The sequence below is a fragment of the Mesorhizobium sp. Ca11 genome, assembly GCF_020165275.1.
In the GTDB taxonomy this organism is placed as follows: Bacteria; Pseudomonadota; Alphaproteobacteria; order Rhizobiales; family Rhizobiaceae; genus Mesorhizobium.
The window spans coordinates 240,216-258,059 of the sequence record NZ_JAIUHU010000002.1; the positions used below are offsets into that span (position 1 = coordinate 240,216).

At 64.3% G+C, this 17,844-nt stretch carries 19 protein-coding genes; 13 read left to right on the forward strand and 6 right to left on the reverse strand.

What is annotated here, in order from left to right:
• Positions 1–5: 5 nt before the first annotated feature.
• From LB538_RS04875 to LB538_RS04885, 3 genes are all read left to right on the forward strand, one after another.
• Positions 6–1,076: an ABC transporter substrate-binding protein gene (locus LB538_RS04875; protein WP_224526581.1), complete on the forward strand. Its 1,071-nt coding sequence runs from the start codon at positions 6–8 to the stop codon at positions 1,074–1,076.
• A 208-nt stretch (positions 1,077–1,284) separates the two neighbouring features.
• Positions 1,285–1,893 (forward strand): cupin domain-containing protein, encoded by a 609-nt coding sequence (locus LB538_RS04880; protein WP_224526579.1) that lies wholly within the window; start codon positions 1,285–1,287, stop codon positions 1,891–1,893.
• Positions 1,883–2,968 (forward strand): ABC transporter ATP-binding protein, encoded by a 1,086-nt coding sequence (locus tag LB538_RS04885; RefSeq protein ID WP_224526576.1) that lies wholly within the window; start codon positions 1,883–1,885, stop codon positions 2,966–2,968. The genes LB538_RS04880 and LB538_RS04885 overlap by 11 nt, the downstream gene beginning before the upstream one ends.
• A gap of 16 nt (positions 2,969–2,984) precedes the next feature.
• Here LB538_RS04885 and LB538_RS04890 read toward each other — a convergent pair whose 3' ends face one another.
• Complete coding sequence (locus LB538_RS04890; protein ID WP_224526574.1) at positions 2,985–3,686, reverse strand: GntR family transcriptional regulator; 702 nt, start codon at positions 3,684–3,686, stop codon at positions 2,985–2,987.
• A 230-nt stretch (positions 3,687–3,916) separates the two neighbouring features.
• Here LB538_RS04890 and LB538_RS04895 point away from each other — a divergent pair, with 230 nt between their 5' ends.
• The 9 genes from LB538_RS04895 to LB538_RS04935 all read left to right on the forward strand — a co-directional run bounded on the left by LB538_RS04895 (position 3,917) and on the right by LB538_RS04935 (position 13,206).
• Positions 3,917–4,957 (forward strand): ABC transporter substrate-binding protein, encoded by a 1,041-nt coding sequence (locus LB538_RS04895; protein WP_224526573.1) that lies wholly within the window; start codon positions 3,917–3,919, stop codon positions 4,955–4,957.
• A 134-nt stretch (positions 4,958–5,091) separates the two neighbouring features.
• Positions 5,092–6,171 carry an ABC transporter ATP-binding protein gene (locus LB538_RS04900; RefSeq protein WP_224526689.1) on the forward strand — a complete coding sequence of 360 codons (1,080 nt, stop codon included), beginning with the start codon at positions 5,092–5,094 and terminating at the stop codon, positions 6,169–6,171.
• Complete coding sequence (locus tag LB538_RS04905) at positions 6,168–7,091, forward strand: ABC transporter permease (RefSeq protein ID WP_224526571.1); 924 nt, start codon at positions 6,168–6,170, stop codon at positions 7,089–7,091. Before LB538_RS04900 ends, LB538_RS04905 begins: the two co-directional genes overlap by 4 nt.
• A complete protein-coding gene (locus LB538_RS04910; protein ID WP_224526568.1) occupies positions 7,088–7,888 on the forward strand; it encodes an ABC transporter permease in 801 nt (266 codons plus the stop codon). The genes LB538_RS04905 and LB538_RS04910 overlap by 4 nt, the downstream gene beginning before the upstream one ends.
• Before the next feature lie 21 nt (positions 7,889–7,909).
• On the forward strand, positions 7,910–9,496 hold the full coding sequence (gene ggt, locus LB538_RS04915) for a gamma-glutamyltransferase (protein ID WP_224526567.1): 1,587 nt from the start codon (positions 7,910–7,912) through the stop codon (positions 9,494–9,496).
• A 50-nt stretch (positions 9,497–9,546) separates the two neighbouring features.
• Positions 9,547–11,076, forward strand: coding sequence for an acyl--CoA ligase (locus LB538_RS04920; RefSeq protein WP_224526563.1), 1,530 nt, complete (start codon positions 9,547–9,549; stop codon positions 11,074–11,076).
• The gene (locus LB538_RS04925) at positions 11,076–12,053 is read left to right on the forward strand and encodes a 2-dehydropantoate 2-reductase (RefSeq protein WP_224526559.1); all 978 of its coding nucleotides are present in this window, start codon (positions 11,076–11,078) and stop codon (positions 12,051–12,053) included. The genes LB538_RS04920 and LB538_RS04925 overlap by 1 nt, the downstream gene beginning before the upstream one ends.
• 101 nt (positions 12,054–12,154) lie before the next feature.
• On the forward strand, positions 12,155–12,766 hold the full coding sequence (locus LB538_RS04930) for a 2'-5' RNA ligase family protein (RefSeq protein ID WP_224526556.1): 612 nt from the start codon (positions 12,155–12,157) through the stop codon (positions 12,764–12,766).
• A gap of 86 nt (positions 12,767–12,852) precedes the next feature.
• Positions 12,853–13,206 carry a nuclear transport factor 2 family protein gene (locus LB538_RS04935; protein WP_201414125.1) on the forward strand — a complete coding sequence of 118 codons (354 nt, stop codon included), beginning with the start codon at positions 12,853–12,855 and terminating at the stop codon, positions 13,204–13,206.
• Positions 13,207–13,297: 91 nt separating this feature from the next.
• Here the strand turns inward: LB538_RS04935 and LB538_RS04940 are convergent, their stop codons facing one another.
• A complete protein-coding gene (locus LB538_RS04940) occupies positions 13,298–13,777 on the reverse strand; it encodes an SRPBCC family protein (RefSeq protein ID WP_224526553.1) in 480 nt (159 codons plus the stop codon).
• Positions 13,774–14,127 (reverse strand): ArsR/SmtB family transcription factor, encoded by a 354-nt coding sequence (locus tag LB538_RS04945; RefSeq protein WP_224526548.1) that lies wholly within the window; start codon positions 14,125–14,127, stop codon positions 13,774–13,776. Before LB538_RS04945 ends, LB538_RS04940 begins: the two co-directional genes overlap by 4 nt.
• A gap of 173 nt (positions 14,128–14,300) precedes the next feature.
• Between LB538_RS04945 and LB538_RS04950 the strand changes: the two genes are divergently transcribed.
• Positions 14,301–14,648, forward strand: coding sequence for an ArsC family reductase (locus tag LB538_RS04950; RefSeq protein WP_224526545.1), 348 nt, complete (start codon positions 14,301–14,303; stop codon positions 14,646–14,648).
• Positions 14,649–15,029: 381 nt separating this feature from the next.
• On the opposite strand, the gene LB538_RS04955 is transcribed toward LB538_RS04950, so the two are convergent.
• The 3 genes from LB538_RS04955 to LB538_RS04965 all read right to left on the reverse strand — a co-directional run bounded on the left by LB538_RS04955 (position 15,030) and on the right by LB538_RS04965 (position 17,780).
• Complete coding sequence (locus LB538_RS04955; RefSeq protein ID WP_224526543.1) at positions 15,030–15,386, reverse strand: DUF488 domain-containing protein; 357 nt, start codon at positions 15,384–15,386, stop codon at positions 15,030–15,032.
• Between the two features lie 96 nt (positions 15,387–15,482).
• Positions 15,483–16,739, reverse strand: coding sequence for an aminopeptidase (locus LB538_RS04960; protein ID WP_224526540.1), 1,257 nt, complete (start codon positions 16,737–16,739; stop codon positions 15,483–15,485).
• A 126-nt stretch (positions 16,740–16,865) separates the two neighbouring features.
• Positions 16,866–17,780, reverse strand: a complete 915-nt coding sequence (locus LB538_RS04965) for a LysR substrate-binding domain-containing protein (RefSeq protein ID WP_224526537.1) — start codon at positions 17,778–17,780, stop codon at positions 16,866–16,868.
• Positions 17,781–17,844: the final 64 nt, after the last annotated feature.

A 17,844-nucleotide genomic window follows, 5' to 3' on the forward strand; every position in this document is an offset into this window, starting at 1 on the left:
CGAAAATGACAGTCCACCTGAAATCGGTCCCCGGACACAAAGCCCGGGCTGGCCTTGCCGCGCTGGCGCTCGCGCTGTCGTCGACAGTCGCTCTTGCCGCCGACAAGCTGCAATATTTCACCTGGTCGGGCTATGAATTACCCGACTTCAACAAGAGCTTCCTTGCCGCGCATCCCGATGGCGTCGAGGCGACGATCTTCGGCGATGACGATGATGCCTTCACCAAGGTCAAGGCCGGGTTCAGGCCCGACATCGCGCATCCCTGCTACGACAAGGTGGCGCGCTGGAATAAGGAAGGCCTGCTGCAGCCGATCGACACCAAGCGCATCAAGAACTGGCATTCGATCTTCCCGGTGTTCAAGAACCTGCCCGACTTGCAGGCCGGCGACGGCAAGGTGTGGATGGTGCCGTGGGACTGGGGCAACACCTCGATTCTCTACCGCACCGACCTGGTGAAGAACCCCGAGGCGAGCTGGAACCTTCTGTGGGACAAGCAATATGCCGGCCGCATGGCGACCATCGACGCCGTGCACGACACGCCGATTGTCGCGGCGTTGCTGGCGGGCGTGAACCCCTTCGACATGACGCCCGACCAGATGGACAAGGTGGCCGAAAAGCTGCGCGAGCAGCGGCCGCTGCTGTCGAGCTACACCACCGACATGACCTCGGTCGAGCAGGCGCTGGCCAGCGGCCAACTGGTCGCCGCCATGACCTGGAACGCGTCCGCCACCTCGCTGAAGAAGCAGGGCGTGCCGGTCGAGTTCATGAAGCCGAAGGAAGGCATGCTGACCTGGGCCTGCGGCTTCGTCATGCTTAAGGACGCCAAGAACGTCGACCTCGCCTATGACTTCATCAACAGCCGGCTCGACGCCGACTCCGGCAAGTTCCTGATCCAGTCCTATGGCTATGGCAGCTCGCTGAGCACCGCGTTTGCCGGCGTGTCGAAGGAAGAGCTGGAGAAACTACAGCTGCCGGCGGATCCGGAGGTGATGCTGAAGAGCACCATCTTCACCGGCCCGATGAAGCAGAATGACGATATGGCGAAGATGTTCGAGAAGGTGAAGGCCGGGGGATGAGTGGCGCGGATTCCCCTTCTCCCCTTGTGGGAGAAGGTGGATCGGCGCGCAGCGCCGAGACGGATGAGGGGTGTTGGACGGATCGCCGTCGTCGCCAAGCTGGAGCACCCCTCATCCGTCGCCTTCGGCGACACCTTCTCCCACAGGGGGAGAAGGGGGAGCCTGGCGGCGCTGCGCCACACCGGGGAAAGACAACAAGGACCAACGCATGGACATTCTTGACGAAGCGGCGGCAAAGCCGAAAGACGATGCCGATATCCGCGTCGGCCGGCGCGTGCGGGCGCTCAGGCTCGAGCGCAAGCTGTCGCTGGCCGAGCTCGCGGCCAAGGCCGGCATCTCCATCGGCGCGCTCAGCCAGATCGAGCGCGGCATGTCCTCGCTGCGCGTCAAGGTGATCTGGCCGCTGGCGGCGGCGCTCGACATCGAGCCGTCGGCGCTGATCGCCGACGGCAACGAAGCGGTCAACGATCTCTATTGCGTGCGCGCCGACAAGCGACGGCAGATTCCGGTGAAATCCGAAGGCATCGCCAAGGCGCTGCTGTCGCCGCCGGCCGCGACACTGACCGGCATGCTGGTCACGGTCGAGGCCGGCGGCGGCACGGCGGAAGCCTACGCCCACGCCGGCCACGAATTCGGCTTCGTCATGGCTGGCGAGGTCGAGCTGGTGGTGGACGCCAGCACCTATGTGCTCAAGGCCGGCGACAGCTTCGCCTTCAAGAGCACGCTGCTGCATGCCTTCCGCAATCCCGGCGCCGAGCGTTGCCAGATCCTCTGGGTCAACACGACAAAACCGTCCGAGGTGCGCGATGGCGCCTGACGCGCTCGTTAGGCTGCAGAAGGTTTCGAAGGTTTTTCCTGGCGGCATTGTCGGGCTTGATAGTGTCGACCTCGATATCGCGCCGGGCGAGTTCCTCACCCTTCTCGGCCCATCCGGCTGCGGCAAGACGACGAGCCTGCGCGTCATCGCCGGCTTCGAGAGCCCGACCAGCGGCGATGTGCTGCTCGACGGCCGCGACATCACCGGACTGCGGCCTTTCGACCGGCCGGTGAACACCGTCTTCCAGGACTATGCGCTGTTTCCGCATATGGACGTCGCGGCCAATGTCGGCTTCGGCCTGTCGCTGCGCAAGCTCACCCGCGCCGAGCAGGCCAAACGGGTCCGCGAGGCGCTCGACATGGTGGGGCTCGCCGACAAGCTGCGCGCCCGCGTCTCCGAACTCTCCGGCGGCCAGCGCCAGCGCGTCGCCTTAGCCCGCGCCATCGTCTGCGAGCCGCGCGTGCTTCTGCTCGACGAGCCGCTGTCGGCGCTCGACGCGCATCTGCGCGAGCAGATGCAGGTCGAATTGAAGCGGCTGCAGTCGCGGCTGGGCACTACCTTCGTCATGGTCACGCACGACCAGACCGAGGCGCTGTCGATCTCCGACCGCATCGTCGTAATGAACAAGGGCCGCATTGAGCAGATCGCGCCGCCGGCCACACTTTACGACCGGCCTGCGACACGCTTCGTCGCCTCCTTCATCGGCACCATGAACTTGTTGCAGTCGCGCTTCGTCGGCCGCGACGGCGAGCGCCTGCGCTTTGCCGCCGGCGACCTGCCGCTGGAGGCGATCTCAGACGGTGGCGAGACGCCGGCCGCCGGCGACACGCGAACCATCGGCGTGCGGCCGGAAGATCTCCTGGTTGTCGGTGAAGCCGGCGAAGGTACCGCGCCGGCGCGCGTCAGTGGCGTCGTCTTCCATGGCCGCACGCTGCGCCTGCACGCCGAGCTCGGACAGGGGACTTCGATCGTCATCGATGCCCCACGCCGCGCCGACGGTGCTCAATTCAGCGTCGGCGACGCGGCCCATGTCATCCTGCGGCGGGGCGCCAACTGCCCCATGCTTTCCAGCTGATGGAACGGGCCTAGGCTCAAGACGCCTTGGCGAAGAATCCCTGATAGTCGGACTTGGCCTGCAGCAGGCGCAGGATGTTCTCGCGCGAGCCGCGCACATGCGCGCGGGCGCGCTCGCCGGCCAAGGCGACATCGCCAGCGCAGATCGCGTCGACGATGCCGGCATGTTCCTCGCGGGTGAGCTTCCACTCGTCCAGCCACAAAAGCTCGGTCCACACATATTGCTGGCATTTGTCGAGGATGCCGCAGAGCATGCCATAGAGCATCTCGTTACCGCCGATTTCGGCGATCGCTCGGTGCAGGTCGATGCCGACCTGGAGTTCCTCGAATTTCTCCCTGGTGCTGCGATCTGGGATCGCCGCCAGCCGCTCGCATTCGGCGAGCATCTCGCGCAGCCGCGCCTTGTCGGCGGCGGTCGCGTTTGCCGCCGCCAGCTCGGTCGCGCGCCCGTCGAGCAATTCGCGGATGTCGAAAGCCTCGCGGAACATGGTCAGGTTGAACTCGGCCACCACGTAGCCCTGGCGCGGCCGCCCGATCACCAGGCCGTCGCGCTCCAGACGGTTGAAGGCCTCGCGCACCGGCGTGCGGCTCACCTTCAGGCGCTCGGCGATTTCGTTTTCCGTCACGCGGCCGCCCGGCGGGATCTGGCCGGTGATGATCAACGCCTTCAGCGCCTCGAACACCGAGTCGCGCAGCGTGTTCTTTCTCTCCTTGCTCAAGCGTCCCGCCTCCAACGGTCAGTCATGGAATCGCAGTTTAGTGCCTTTTAGCGCCTGCTTGAACAGACCGTTTCGGGGCGAGCGGCCGCTCCGAACCGTCCTGCTTCTCCCACCACCAAAAAACCCGATGCCCCATGTTGACATCGGCTTCCGGCGAATTACACTCAAAATTGTATACAAATTCGCATACCAAATCAACGATAACGGGAACACCGGTTGGAGAAGCGAAAATGACGAAGAGACTCTGTATTCAAGGCTTGGCCGTCGCCGGCCTGCTGGCCACGGTCGCCGTTCCGGCCTCGGCCGCCGACACCATCACCGTCGCCTCATGGGGCGGCACCTATCAGGAAGCAGAGACCAAGGCCTTCTTCGATCCGACGGCCAAGGAACTCGGCATCACCATCAAGCAGGATACCACCAACGGCCTCGATGACGTGCGGCTGCAGGTCACCGGCAATGCCGTCAAATGGGACATCACCGAACTCGGCGCCGACGAATGCGCGCGCGGCTCCAAAGAAGGCCTGTTCGAGAAGCTCGACTACAACGTCATCGACAAGAGCGGCATCAACCCGAAGCTTGTCCACGATGATTGGGTCGGCATTTCCTACACCTCGGTGGTTTTGATCTATCGCACCGATGTTTTCGGCGACAAGGGCCCCAAGACCTGGGCCGATTTCTGGAATGTCGAGAAATTCCCTGGACGCCGCGCGCTTTCCGGCAGCCAGGCGACGGAGACGCTGAGCGTCGCCGCACTCGCCAAGGGCATTCCGATCGACAAGGTCTATCCGGTCGACATCGACGGCGCGCTGCAATCCGTCGACAAGGTCAAGGGCCATATCGATGCCTGGTGGACCTCCGGCGCGCAGGCCATGCAGCTCGTCAAAGACGGCGAGGTCGACATGGCGAGCATCTGGAACGGCCGCGCCGGCACGCTGAAGAAGCAAGGCGCGCCGGTCAGCTTCTCCTTCGATCAGGGCGTGCTCACCGCCGACTGTATGGTCATCCCGAAGGGCTCGAAGAACAAGGACGTCGCCATGAAGGCGCTGGCCAAATTCGTCAGCCCCGACCTCCAGGCCAACCTGCCGCTCTATGTCGACAATGGCCCGGCCAACGAGAAGGCTTTCGAGACCGGCAAGATCCCGCCGGAGCGGATCAAGGACATCAATTCCGCGCCGGAGAACGTCAAGAAGCAGGTGCTGCAGGATCCGGCCTTCTGGCGCGACACCCTCGTCGAGGCGACCGAGAAGTTCAACAACCTGATCCAGCAGTAACGCTAAGCAATTCCAGGAAAAGTGCGCAGCGGTTTTCCGTCCGAAATTGCGTAACAAGAAACTGTCGGAGCGGCTTCTGATACGCCGCTCCGCATCGTTTCGCGAAAAATGATCCGGAGTTGAAGGAGATGCTCTTGTCTCTCGCGCAGTCCGCGCTTCCCATCGGCATCAGCGGTATCGAGAAGCGCTTCGGTGCTGTCTCCATCCTCAGCGATCTCAGCCTCGATGTGGCGGCGGGCGAATTCCTGACGCTGCTCGGGCCGTCCGGCTCGGGAAAGACGACGCTCTTGATGATCCTGGCCGGCTTCGTGCGGGCCAATGCCGGCTCCATCAAGGTCGGCGGCGAGGAGATCATCACCATGCCGCCGCACAAGCGCAACATCGGCATGGTGTTCCAGAACTATGCGTTGTTTCCGCATATGAACGTCTTCCACAACATCGCCTTTCCGCTGAAGCAGCGCCGCGTGTCGACGGCCGAAACGGCCGAGCGTGTCGAGAGGGCGCTGGACCTTGTGCAACTGAAAGGCCTCGGCGAGCGCCGTGTCGACCAGCTCTCCGGCGGCCAGCGCCAGCGTGTGGCCTTGGCCCGCGCCATCGTCTTCGAGCCGCGCATCGTTTTGATGGACGAGCCGCTGTCCGCGCTCGACAAGAGCCTGCGCGAGCATATGCAGATCGAGCTGCGCAACCTGCACCGCCGGCTCGGCATGACGACGGTCTACGTCACGCACGACCAGCGCGAGGCGATCACCATGTCGGACCGCGTCGCCGTCATGAATGCGGGGCGCATCGAGCAGATCGATCAGCCCGAGATCCTCTACGCCAGGCCAAAAACGAAGTTCGTTGCCGGCTTCATCGGCGAATCCAGCTTCATTCCGGTTGAATGCCGCAATGGCGGCGTCTGGCATGAAGGCAACAAGCTGCGCATGAAGGATCCAATGCCGTCCTCGGGCCGGCACCTGATGGTGGTGCGGCCGGAGAAGCTGCGCCTAATCGCTGGCGAACAGACCGGCGACATCAATGCACTGCCGGCAACGGTCGGCGACGTCATCTATCAGGGCGACAGCTTCGTCTGCTATGCGACGCTCAAGGACGGCCGTCAGGTGATTTTGCGCGACTATTGCCGTTCCGAGGTGTTGGCGAGACTGCCGGCGCCGGGCGAGCCGATAACGCTCGGCATTGACGCGCAGGATGTGGTGCTGGTGGCGGACCAATGAGTACCGCGTCCGTAAGCCTCGACCACGCCGGCCGGCCCGATGGGGCGCTCAATACCGATGCCTTGCGCGCCGACGCGCGGCGGGAAGCGCGTGGCCTGCTCGCGCTTTTGTCGCCCGGGCTGCTTCTGGTCTTCGCCGTGATCATCATACCGATCGGCTGGCTGTTCTGGCTTTCGCTGTTCGACGAAAGCGGACAGCTCAGCGCCGCCAATTATGCGCGCTTCTTCGAGCAGGCCTCCTACATCAAGACCTTCGCCACCACCTTCAAGGTGGCCTTCGTCGTCACCGGCGCCTGCGTGCTCTTCGGCTATCCGCTGGCCTATATGCTGTCGCAACTGCCGCGCCGCGCCGCCGGGGTTTGCCTGATCTTCGTCATCCTGCCGTTCTGGACCTCGGTGCTGGTGCGCACCTATGCCTGGCTCGTCATCCTGCAGCGCAAGGGGCTGGTCAACAGTTGGCTTATGGATCTCGGCGTCATTGGCCAGCCGCTGCCGCTCGCCAACAATTTCGCCGGCGTGGTGATCGGCATGACCCACATCATGCTGCCCTTCCTGGTGCTGCCGCTCTACGCCTCGATGAAGACCATCGACGTCGACTGCTTGCGCGCCGGCATGAATCTCGGCGCCAGCCCGGCCGCCACTTTCCGGCAGGTCTTCTTCCCGCTGTCGCTGCCCGGCCTGGCCTCGGGCGTGGTCATCGTCTTCGTGCTGTGCCTCGGCTTCTTCGTCACGCCGGCGCTGATGGGTGGCGGCAAGGTCATCATGTGGGCGATGCGCATGGAGCAGACCACCAGCCTCTATTCCAATTGGGGCGCGGGCGCTGCCCTCGGCGTCGTGCTGCTCGCCGTCACGCTGGCGCTGCTTGGCCTCTTCCACTGGCTGCTCGGCGCCCGCGCGACCGGTGTGTGGAGCCAGCGATGAGCATGGAAAATGCCCTGCCCATCTCACATCGGCAGCGCCTGTGGCTCTATACGCTCGGCGGCCTCGTCATGCTGTTCCTGATCGCCCCGTCGGTGATCATCGTCATCATGTCCTTTTCCGGCTCGTCGCTCTTAGAGTTCCCGCCGCAGGAATGGTCGCTGCGCTGGTATGAAAGCTATTTCGGCTCGGTCGAATGGCGCGACGCCACCGTCGTATCGGTCAAGGTTGCGGTCATGACGGCAATCGTCGCAACGCTGCTGGGCACCGCCGCCGCCTACGCCATCAACGCCCGCACACTGCGGCTGACCGGCGCGATCAACGCGCTGCTCACGGCATCGCTGATCATCCCGGTCATCCTGATCGGCATCGGAACCTTTTTCCTCTATGCCCGCATCGGCCTCAACAACACGCTGACCGGCCTCGTCATCGCGCACACAGTGCAGGCGCTGCCGCTGGTCGTGCTGACCGTGCTTTCGGGCCTGCGGTCCTACGACATGAACCAGGAGATGGTGGCGCGCAGCCTCGGGGCCGGTCGCTTCTCGGCCTTCTTCCAGGTGACGATGCCGCAGATACGCTTCTCGATCGTCTCCGGCGCGCTGTTTGCCTTCATCACCTCCTTCGACGAGGTGGTGGTCTCGCTGTTCATCTCCGGCGGCGAGACCACAACCCTGACGCGGCGCATGTTCAATGCGTTGCGCGATCAGATTGATCCGACGATTGCCGCCATTTCGACTTGCCTGATCGTGCTATCGATCATCTTGTTGTCCGCCGCCCAGCTTTTCGGCCGCGGACGTTGATACAGGGACACCTTGAACAGCATGCGTGATTTCCAGTTTCCCGGCCGCTCCCCGGTCCGCGCCACCGAGGCGATGGCCGCGACCTCGCATCCGCTCGCTACGCTCGCGGCCATCGACATGCTGCGCTCCGGCGGTAACGCGATGGACGCCGCGGTCTGCGCGGCCGCGGTGCAGGCCGTGGTCGAGCCGCAGTCGACCGGCATCGGCGGCGACTGCTTTGTCCTCTATTGCCCGAAAGGCGACGGCAACGTGCTTGCCTTCAACGGCTCGGGCTGCGCGCCAAGGGCCGCGACGGTCGACTGGTATCTGGACAAGGGATTCAGCGAGCTTCCGAAGCAGGGTCCGCACGCTGTCACCCTTCCAGGCGCCGTCGACGCCTGGTGTCGGTTGCTGGAGGATCATGGCCGCAAGGGTTTGGCCGACGCGCTCGCTCCGGCCATCCGTTATGCGGAAGAAGGCTATGTCGTGCACGACCGCGTCGCCTTCGACTGGAGGAATCCCGAGACCGACCTGACGGCCGACGAGGTGGCCACACGCATCTTCCTGCCCGGCGGCAAGCCGCCGAAGGCCGGCGATGTTCATCGCCAGCCCGAGCTGGCGGAGACGCTGCGCATCATAGCGAAGAAGGGCCGTGCCGGTTTCTACGAAGGCGCGGTCGCGGACGATCTGGTCGGGCGGCTTCGCGCGCTCGGCGGCCTGCATACGCTCGACGATTTCGCCGCCACCAAGGGCGATTACCGGACCGCGATCAGCACCTCTTATCGCGGCTATGACATCCACCAGATGCCGCCCAACAACCAGGGCCTGACCGCGCTTCTGATGCTGAACGTGCTCTCGGGCTTCGAGCTGGGCAAGCTCGATCCCGACGGCGCCGCGCGCCTGCACCTCGAAATTGAGGCGGGCCGGCTCGCCTATCAGGATCGCGATGCATTTTTCGCCGATCAGGATCAAGTCGATGTGCCGGTCAAGGCGCTGCTTTCCGGCGCCTATGCCGACAGCCTGCGCGCCGCGATCGACCCCGAGCGCGCCATGACCCATCTGCCGCGTCTCGATCTTCCGGGCAGCGACACGGTCTATATCAGCGTCGTCGACCGCGACCGCAACGCGGTGAGCTTCATCAACTCCACTTATTATTCCTTCGGCAGCGGCGTCGTCGGCCCGAAGACCGGGGTCGTGCTGCAAAACCGTGGCTCCAGCTTCCGCCTCGATCCCAAGCACCCGAACGCCATCGCGCCCGGCAAGCGGCCGATGCACACGATCATGCCGGGCATGATGACCAGGAACGGCCGCGCGATGATGCCCTTCGGCGTGATGGGCGGCGGCTATCAGCCCTTCGGCCATGTGCATCTTTTGACCAACATGATCGACTTCGGCATGGACCCGCAGCAGGCGATCGATGCGGCGCGCGTTTTCTACAACCACGACGTCGTCGAGGCCGAGCGAAGCGTGCATCCCGAGGCCATCGAAGGCCTGCGCCGGCGTGGACATCGCATTGTGGAGCCCGACCATCCGCTGGGCGGTGGGCAGGCGGTGCTGATCGATTGGGAAAAGGGCACGCTGACCGGCGCATCCGATCCGCGCAAGGACGGCCTGGCGCTCGGATATTGAGCAGGCCTTTGCTGGACATAAGCCGATCGTTCGAAACATAGTCTGGAACCATGACAAACAGCGAAAACGCCACCGATCTCGCCCATCGTCTTGCCCCCGGCGCCGACGACGCGCCGGCCATCGCCGCGCCCGAACGGACGGCACTCTCGCATGGCGGGCTGCGCCGTCTGATCCATGAGACTGTTGCTCGGCTCAACGCGCTCGGCATCGGCCGCGGCGACCGCGTCGCCATCGTGCTGCCGAACGGCCCGGAAATGGCCACGGCCTTCATCGCGGTGGCGGCCGCCGCATCCACCGCGCCGCTCAATCCGGCCTACCGGGCCGATGAGCTCGATTTTTATCTCAGCGATATCGGCGTCAAGGCGATCCTCGTCAACAAGGAGGAGGCAGGCCCCTCGGTCGAAGTTGCCGGGCGCCTCGGCATCCCGGTGCTGAGGCTGGTGGTGCCGGAGGGCGCGCCGTCCGGAACCTTCACGATCGAGGGTGAGCCGGTTGGATCGCCGGTCTCGTCTGGCTTCGCCGCGGAAAGCGATGTTGCGCTGCTGCTCCACACCTCCGGCACGACGTCGCGTCCGAAACTGGTGCCGCTCAGCCACGCCAACCTTGCGGCGTCGGCGGCACATATCGGCGCGACGCTCGGCCTGACACCGGCCGACCGCTGCCTCAACATCATGCCGCTGTTCCACATCCATGGGCTGATCGCCGCGGTGCTGTCCTCGCTCGCCGCCGGCGGCAGCGTCTTCTGCACGCCGGGCTTCAACGCGCTGCGTTTCTTCCAGTGGCTCTCCGAGGCCAAGCCCAGCTGGTACACCGCCGTGCCCACCATGCATCAGGCGATCCTGCCGCGTGCCGCCCGCAATCCCGAGCAGCTTGCCGAGGCGAAGCTGCGCTTCATCCGCTCGTCGTCGGCTTCGCTGCCGGCGCAGGTGATGGCCGAGCTGGAATCCACCTTCGGCTGCCCGGTGATCGAGGCCTACGGCATGACGGAGGCCGCGCATCAGATGGCGTCCAACCGTTTGCCGCCCGGACTGCGCAAGCCCGGCAGCGTCGGTGCGTCGGCCGGACCGGAAGTCGCCGTCATGGCGCCGGACGGTCGGCTGCTCAAACCCGGCGAGGTCGGCGAGATCGTCATTCGCGGACCGAACGTCACGGCAGGCTACGAGAAGAACCCGGATGCCAATGCCAGCGCCTTCGCCCATGGCTGGTTCCACACCGGCGACCAGGGCGTGCTTGACGAGGATAACTATCTGCGCGTCACCGGCCGGCTGAAGGAGATCATCAACCGCGGCGGCGAGAAGATCTCGCCGCTCGAGGTCGACGGCGTCTTGATGGATCACCCGGCGGTGGCGCAGGTCGTCACCTTCGCCATGCCGCATGACAAGCTGGGCGAAGAGGTGGCGGCGGCCGTCGTGCTGCGCGAAGGCGAGAGCGCCAGCGAGGCCGATATCCGTGGCTTTGCATCGACCCGGCTCGCTGACTTCAAGGTGCCGCGCAAGGTGGTGATCCTCGACGAGATCCCGAAGGGCGCGACGGGCAAGCTGCAGCGCATCGGGCTGGCGGCCAAGCTCGGGCTCGGCTGATGCGCGTTACAGTCTTTGGCGCCGGCGCCATTGGCGGCTATCTCGCCGCCAAGCTCGCGATCTCCGGTTCTGTCGATCTGTCCATCGTCGCGCGCGGCGCGCATCTGGAAGCGATTAAGGCCGACGGCCTGCGCCTGATCGAGGACGGCAAGGAAACGGTGGCGCAGGTGAGGGCGGCGGCACGCGCCGAGGAGCTCGGCGTGCAGGACTATGTCGTGCTGGCGCTGAAGGCGCATTCGCTGGCCCCGGCGCTGGACGAGATCGCGCCGCTGTTGGGCGAGGGGACAGTCGTCGTCACCATGCAGAACGGCGTGCCCTGGTGGTACTTCTACAAGGCGGGCGGCGCTCTCGAAGGCACGCGGCTGGACGCGGTCGATCCGGGCGGAGCGATCTGGCAGCGCATCAGGCCCGAGCGCGTCATCGGCTCCGTCGTCTATCCCGCTGTCGAGGTCGATGCTCCGGGCCTGATCCGCCATGTCGAAGGCACGCGCTTTTCGCTGGGCGAGCCTTCCGGTGAGAAGAGCGAGCGGGCAACCGCGCTTGCCCACGAAATGGTCAAGGCCGGGCTGCAGGCGCCGGTGCGCGAGGACATCCGCTCGGAGATCTGGGTGAAGCTTTGGGGTAACCTCTCCTTCAACCCGATCTCGGCGCTGACCGGCGCCACGCTTGCGGCAATCGTCGGCGATGAAGCCACGCGCGCCGTCGCCCGCGCCATGATGCTGGAGGCGCAGGCGATCGGGGAGAAGCTCGGCGTGCGCTTCCTTATTCCCGTCGACCGGCGCATCAAGGGCGCCGGCGATGTCGGCGAGCACAAGACCTCTATGCTGCAGGACCTCGAGCGCGGCCGCCCGATGGAGATCGACGCGCTGGTCACCGCCGTGCAGGAACTCGGCCGCCTGACCGGCCAACCGACGCCGATCATCGACACCGTGCTGGCGCTGGTACGGCGGCTGGCGATCGAGCGCGGGTGTTATTGACTTCATAGACGTAAAGATCGTCCCCTCTTGACTCTTGCCAATGTTCCTGTTTTGTTCTTGTTAAAAGCTTAACAGGAGCGTTCTCAGCCGAACGAGTACGGATGTCTCGGCAGCAAGAGTTTGATTTCGGCATCCCGATTCCCCCACTGCAGCCGAAGCGGCCGGACCGGGTGTTCTTTGCTCTGTTTTTGCAGGCAAGGGATCGTGCCGCGTTTTGGTCGCTGCAGAGACATCTGTGTGATCTCAACGGGATAACCGGGACGCTGCTGCTAAAAGAGCGATTTCACATCACTCAACAGCATGTGGGCGACTACAAAAGACTTAGATCGAAAATCGAATTCGCGGCCAAGCGGGCCGGCCGAATGGTTGAAATGCCGGCGTTTGAAGTCACGTTTAGCCATGCTGTAAGTTTTCCCGGCCGCCCGGCGGCAAAAGGCAGGCCGCCGTCGCGTCCGTTCGTGCTTTTGGCAGACGATGGGCCGGTCTGCGAACTCAGCCGGTTGATTGGCATCGCCATGAAAGCAAATGGTCTCAAATCGGCGGATCACTTCGTCCCGCATATGACGATTGCCTATGACGAGAAATTCGTCCCCAGGCAGCCGATCGAGCCAATCGGCTTTGTAGCAAGGGAGTTCGTCCTCATTCACAGCCTGCGCGGCCTGACGATCTACAAGGATCTGAGCCGCTGGCCGCTGATGGCCGCGTCATCCTGACACGAATTGTCACCTGCGAGCGCCGCACCGCTGGCAGATGAACCATCGGTCCCTACTTGATGTCTTGTCCAAACCGGGAGGAAATCATGAACACTGCGGAAATTGCCAAGGATTTCACCGAGCTCCTCAAGAAGGGCGACAGCCACGGTGCCGCCGCGAAATACAATGCCGACGACATCGTCAGCTACGAAGCCATGGAAGGCCCGATGGCCGTGTGCAACGGCAAGGAAGCCGTCAAGCAGAAGGGCGAGTGGTGGGAGGCCAACCATGAGGTTCATGGCGGTTCGGTCGAGGGCCCCTACGTCAATGGCGACCAGTTCGCCTTGCGCTTCAGCTTCGACGTGACACCCAAATCCACCGGCGAGCGCGTCAAGATGGACGAGGTCGGCCTCTACACGGTCAAGAACGGCAAGATCACCGAAGAGCGGTTCTACTACTGAGCCTTGCTGGGCTCTGAATGCCCTTCGCGCCGCGATTTAAAGAATCAGGCATGGCGGCCTCGGATGATGCCCTGGCCACCATGCCAGCTTCTCAAATCGTCTTCACATAGGCCGCCAACTGGTCGGCTACCGTGCCCCAGCCGTCGAAGAAACCCATCTCCTCGTGGCTGTTGCGGGTCGCCTCGTCGCGATGGATGGCGGTGGCGGTGTAGCGCGTGCCCTTGCCCTCGGGCGTCAGCGTGATGATCGCGGTGATGAAGGGCTCGCCGGACGGCCGGTAGCCCGGCAGCAGCGCGTCGGTCCACACCAGCCGCTCGTTCGGCACGATCTCGAGATAGCAGCAATGGCGGTCGTTGACCTCCTTGCCGTCGGGCGATTGCATGCGCGTGCGGAACAGGCCGCCGGGCCTGAGGTCGATCTCGCAATCGGTGATGATCCATGGCTTCGGCGTGAACCACTGCTTGACATGCTCCGGCCTCGTCCAGGCGCGCCACAGGAGTTCGCGCGACGCGTCGAGGAAGCGCTCCAGCGTCAGGTCCAGTTTCGGGTTCGGCTTGAACGGATAGCTCACTTTTCACTCTCCTTGAGGCTCATCACATAGGCGTCGAACTGGTCGAGGCGGCGCTCCCACAGCGCGCGCTGTTCGGCGAGCCAGTTTTCCGCCAGCTTCAGCGGCTCGGGCGAAAGGCTGTAGGTCCTGACCCGACCGGCCTTTTGCGACTGCACCAGCCCGCAACCTTCCAGCACCTTTAGGTGCTCGACGAAGGAGGGGAGCGCCATGCCGAACGGCTCCGCCAGCTCGCTGACTGAGGCGGGACTCCTGTTCAGCCGCTCCACGACACGCCGGCGTGTCGGATCGGCCAGCGCGCGAAATATGCCGTCGATCGGCGGCGGGTTTGGGCTGACGGTCTTCAGGCTCATAGCTGTTCCTTCCGAGACCGCCTTGCGGTCAGACGACCTTTGCAGGAAAAATACTTAGGAAAAAACCTTAGTATTGGCAAGAGCCAATCGCACCGGCGTAAAGCGCTGGCAAAGCCTATAGGGCCGGCCTAGGCTTCTGCCGGATTCGAAAATCTCATCCGACAGAGGCTGCCTTGACCATCACCATATATGGCATCACCACTTGCGACACGATCAAGAAGGCGCGCGTCTGGCTGGAGAGCCATGACGTGCCGTATCGCTTTCATGACTACCGGGCAGGGGGGATCGAGGCCGACAGGCTCAGCGGTTGGATCGCCAAGGTCGGCTGGGAAAAGCTGCTCAATAAGGGCAGCACCACCTTTCGCGAGCTGCCGGAGGCGGACAAGGAAGGGCTGGACGAGAAGAAGGCCAAGAAGCTGATGCTCGCCAAGCCGACGATGATCAAGCGGCCGGTGCTGGAGGTGGGGGATCGGGTGTTTGTGGGATTCAAGCCGGAGGTTTATGAAGAGGCGGTGAAATAGTGCGCGACCGCGAAGCTGCCAATCTCCCCTTGTGGGCTACGGCATGCATGGCAGCTTGGCGTATGCATCGTCTAATGTAGCGCTGGTCGACCCCCACTCCGTCTCGGCTTCGCCGAGCCACCTCTCCCCCGATCGATGGGGGAGAGGAAAGGCGCCAAGCTTTTTGCCGTCAACGCTCGTCCGCAAGGCTCCCTTCCTTTCCCTCCGGAGGGGGGAAAGGTGGCGCTGCGAAGCAGCGACGGATTGGGGGAACCACGTGGCAATCAAGCCTCGGCCTGATCCGTTACGCCTGTCACACAAGACGTGTGCATAGTCTAGCCATTTCATGGGGAGATGTCAGGCAGGACAGAGAGGGGGCGAAGGAACGCTACGTCTCGATAATTATGCGTGGGCTTCCAAATACCCCGCCAGCGCCACCGCATTGTTGTGCGCCTCGTCATGCGCGCCGTAGAGCAGCGTCACCTTGCCCTCCCGCAACAGGCCACGCAGCTGGGCCACGGCGTCGCCATTGGCGTCGAGTTCGGCCCGGTACCGCTTCTGGAACTCGGCCCAGCGCTCCGGCTCATGCCCGAACCATTTGCGCAGCGCGTCGCTCGGCGCGATGTCCTTCAGCCAAAGCGTCAGTTCGGCGTCCTTCTTGCTGACGCCGCGCGGCCAGATTCGGTCGACCAGCACCCGCTGGCCGTCGGCCTCCGTCGGCAGCTCATAGACACGCTTCACCGCAATGTCGAAGGCCACTTACGCCTCCTTTGCCAAACCCGGGGAAGTGTGCAGCGGTTGGGCTCGGCTACTTCGCCGTGGCCGTCCGTCCGAAATTGCGCCAACAAAATACCGTTACGCCCACTCGCCCTTGCGCATCACCGGCACGCGGCCGCCATCCTTGGCCACGCCGTCAATGTCGATCTTGTCCGAGCCGATCATCCAGTCGATATGGATGAAGCTCTTGTTGCCGCCGCGCGTCGATATCTCGTCCTGGCGGAGCGAGGCGCCGTCGACGAAGCATTTCGAATAACACTGCCCGAGCGCGATGTGGCAGGCGGCGTTCTCGTCGAACAGCGTGTTGAAGAACAACAGCCCACTCCGCGAGATCGGCGAGGAATGGGGCACCAGCGCCACTTCGCCGAGACGGCGCGCGCCTTCATCGGTGTCCAGCACCTTCTGCAGCACGTCCTCGCCCTTCGAGGCCTTGGCCTCGACGATCCGCCCACCCTCGAAGCGCACCGAGATCTCGTCGATCAGCGTGCCCTGATAGGAGAGCGGCTTGGTCGAGGAGACATGGCCCTCGACGCGCCTTGCATGCGGCGTGGTGAAGACCTCCTCGGTCGGGATGTTCGGATTGCAGGTGATGCCGTTCTTCGCCGTCGAAGCGCCGCCCATCCATTCATGGCCGTCCGCCAGCCCGACGGTCAGGTCGGTGCCCGGTCCGGTGAAATGCAGCGCGTGGAAACTGTGCTCGTTGAGCCATTTCGTGCGCTCGGCCAAGGCGGCGTTATGCGCCTTCCAGTTGCCGATCGGGTCCTCGACGTCGACCCGCGAGGCCGAGAAGATCGCGTCGGCGAGCTTGACGACCGCGACGTCGTCGGGTTCGCCCGGAAACACCTGTTTAGCCCAGGCAAGGTCGGGATAGGCGACAATGTTCCAGTTGATGTCGAAGCCGGTGATCATCTCCAGCGCCGGCTGGTAGGCCATCGAGTTCGCTTTGTTGGCGCGCGCCACCTTGGCCGGATCCTGCGACGAGAGCAGCGACGGGTCTTCGCCGCGAACCGCAAGCCGCGCCGCATTGTTGGAGAAGGCCTTCGCCATGCCTTCATAGAGCCAGCCGGCGGCGCGATCGAAGCCGGCGTCCGCCCCATAGCGAAAACGCGCCAGCGTGATCTCGTCGTCGTTGAAGATGGGCGTCACCAGCCCGGCGCCGGCCTTATAGGCGTGCTCGACGATGCGGCGGGTCAGCGGCAGCGCTGCGATCGAGGAGGTCAGCACCAGGTCCTGTCCGGGCTGCAATTGCAGTCCGACCTTGACGGCGACTTCCGCCAGCCTGTCGAGCTTCACCGGGTCGATGCTTGCCGAAACGCCGCGCGAATGTGTGGTCATGATCCTGCCTGCCGTTATGTTGGGGTTCTCATCCTTACATAGACCGCTGCGATTGACCTTTCCACCGCGATCGACTGGGCCTGCTCTCAAGCATGACGGACCGCATTATTGAAAAGTGCGGAGCGGTTAGGCGGCGCTGTCCAGCGCCCGGAACTGCGCCATGGTCGCCTCGATCTCCTCGCGGATCCAGGCCTTGAAGTCGCGTACCTTGCGGCTTTCGCGCTTGGTGGCCGAGGTCACCAGCCAGTAGCCGAGCCCGCTTTCGGCTCTGATCCCGAAGGGCGCGACCAGCCGGCCGTCGGCCAGCGCGTCGGCGGTGAGCAGCTGCCAGGCGAGCATCACGCCATGGCCGGCGATCGCCGATTCCAGGCAAAGCATCGGATCGGTGAAGCGCGCCCCTTTCTGGAAGGTGACCGGCTCGACGCCGGCCGCCTCGAACCAGCCGTCCCAGCTGAACATCGCCCGCTCGCCGGTGATGGCGCAGGTCTGCGCCAGATCGTCGATCGACTTCAGCCTGGTCGCGATCGAGGGCGCGCAGACCGGAAACACTTCCTGGGCAAGCAGAAGCTCGGCGCGCCCGCCTGGCCATTTGCCGTCGCCAAGCCGGATAGCGATATCGATGTCGGAGCGGTCGAGATCGGCGACCCTGGCGGAGGCGTCGATGCGCAACAGCACATTCGGGTGTCGCGCGAAATGCCGCGACAGCCGGGGCAGCAGCCATTTCGAGGCGAAAGCCGGCGCCACCGAGACGACCAGCGTGCACTCGTTGGCCTCGTCGGCCAGCGCCACGGCTTGCGCGAGCTCGCGGAAGCCGGCGCTGAGTCGCGTCGTGAAGGCGGCGCCAAATTCGGTCGGCACGAGCCCGCCCGGCGTCCGTTCGAACAGCGCCTGGCCCAGCTGCTTTTCCGTGCGCTTGACCTGCTGGCTGACGGCACTGACCGAGACGTTCAACTCGGCCGCCGCGCCCGCCAGCGATCCCAGCCGGGCGACGGTTTCCACGGCGCGCAGGCCGTTGAGATGGACGCGGTTCAGCATAGCCATCCAGTTTTTCTAAAGCGACCGGACCGAAATCTCAATTGAACCCCGACAGGAAAGCGCAGAATTT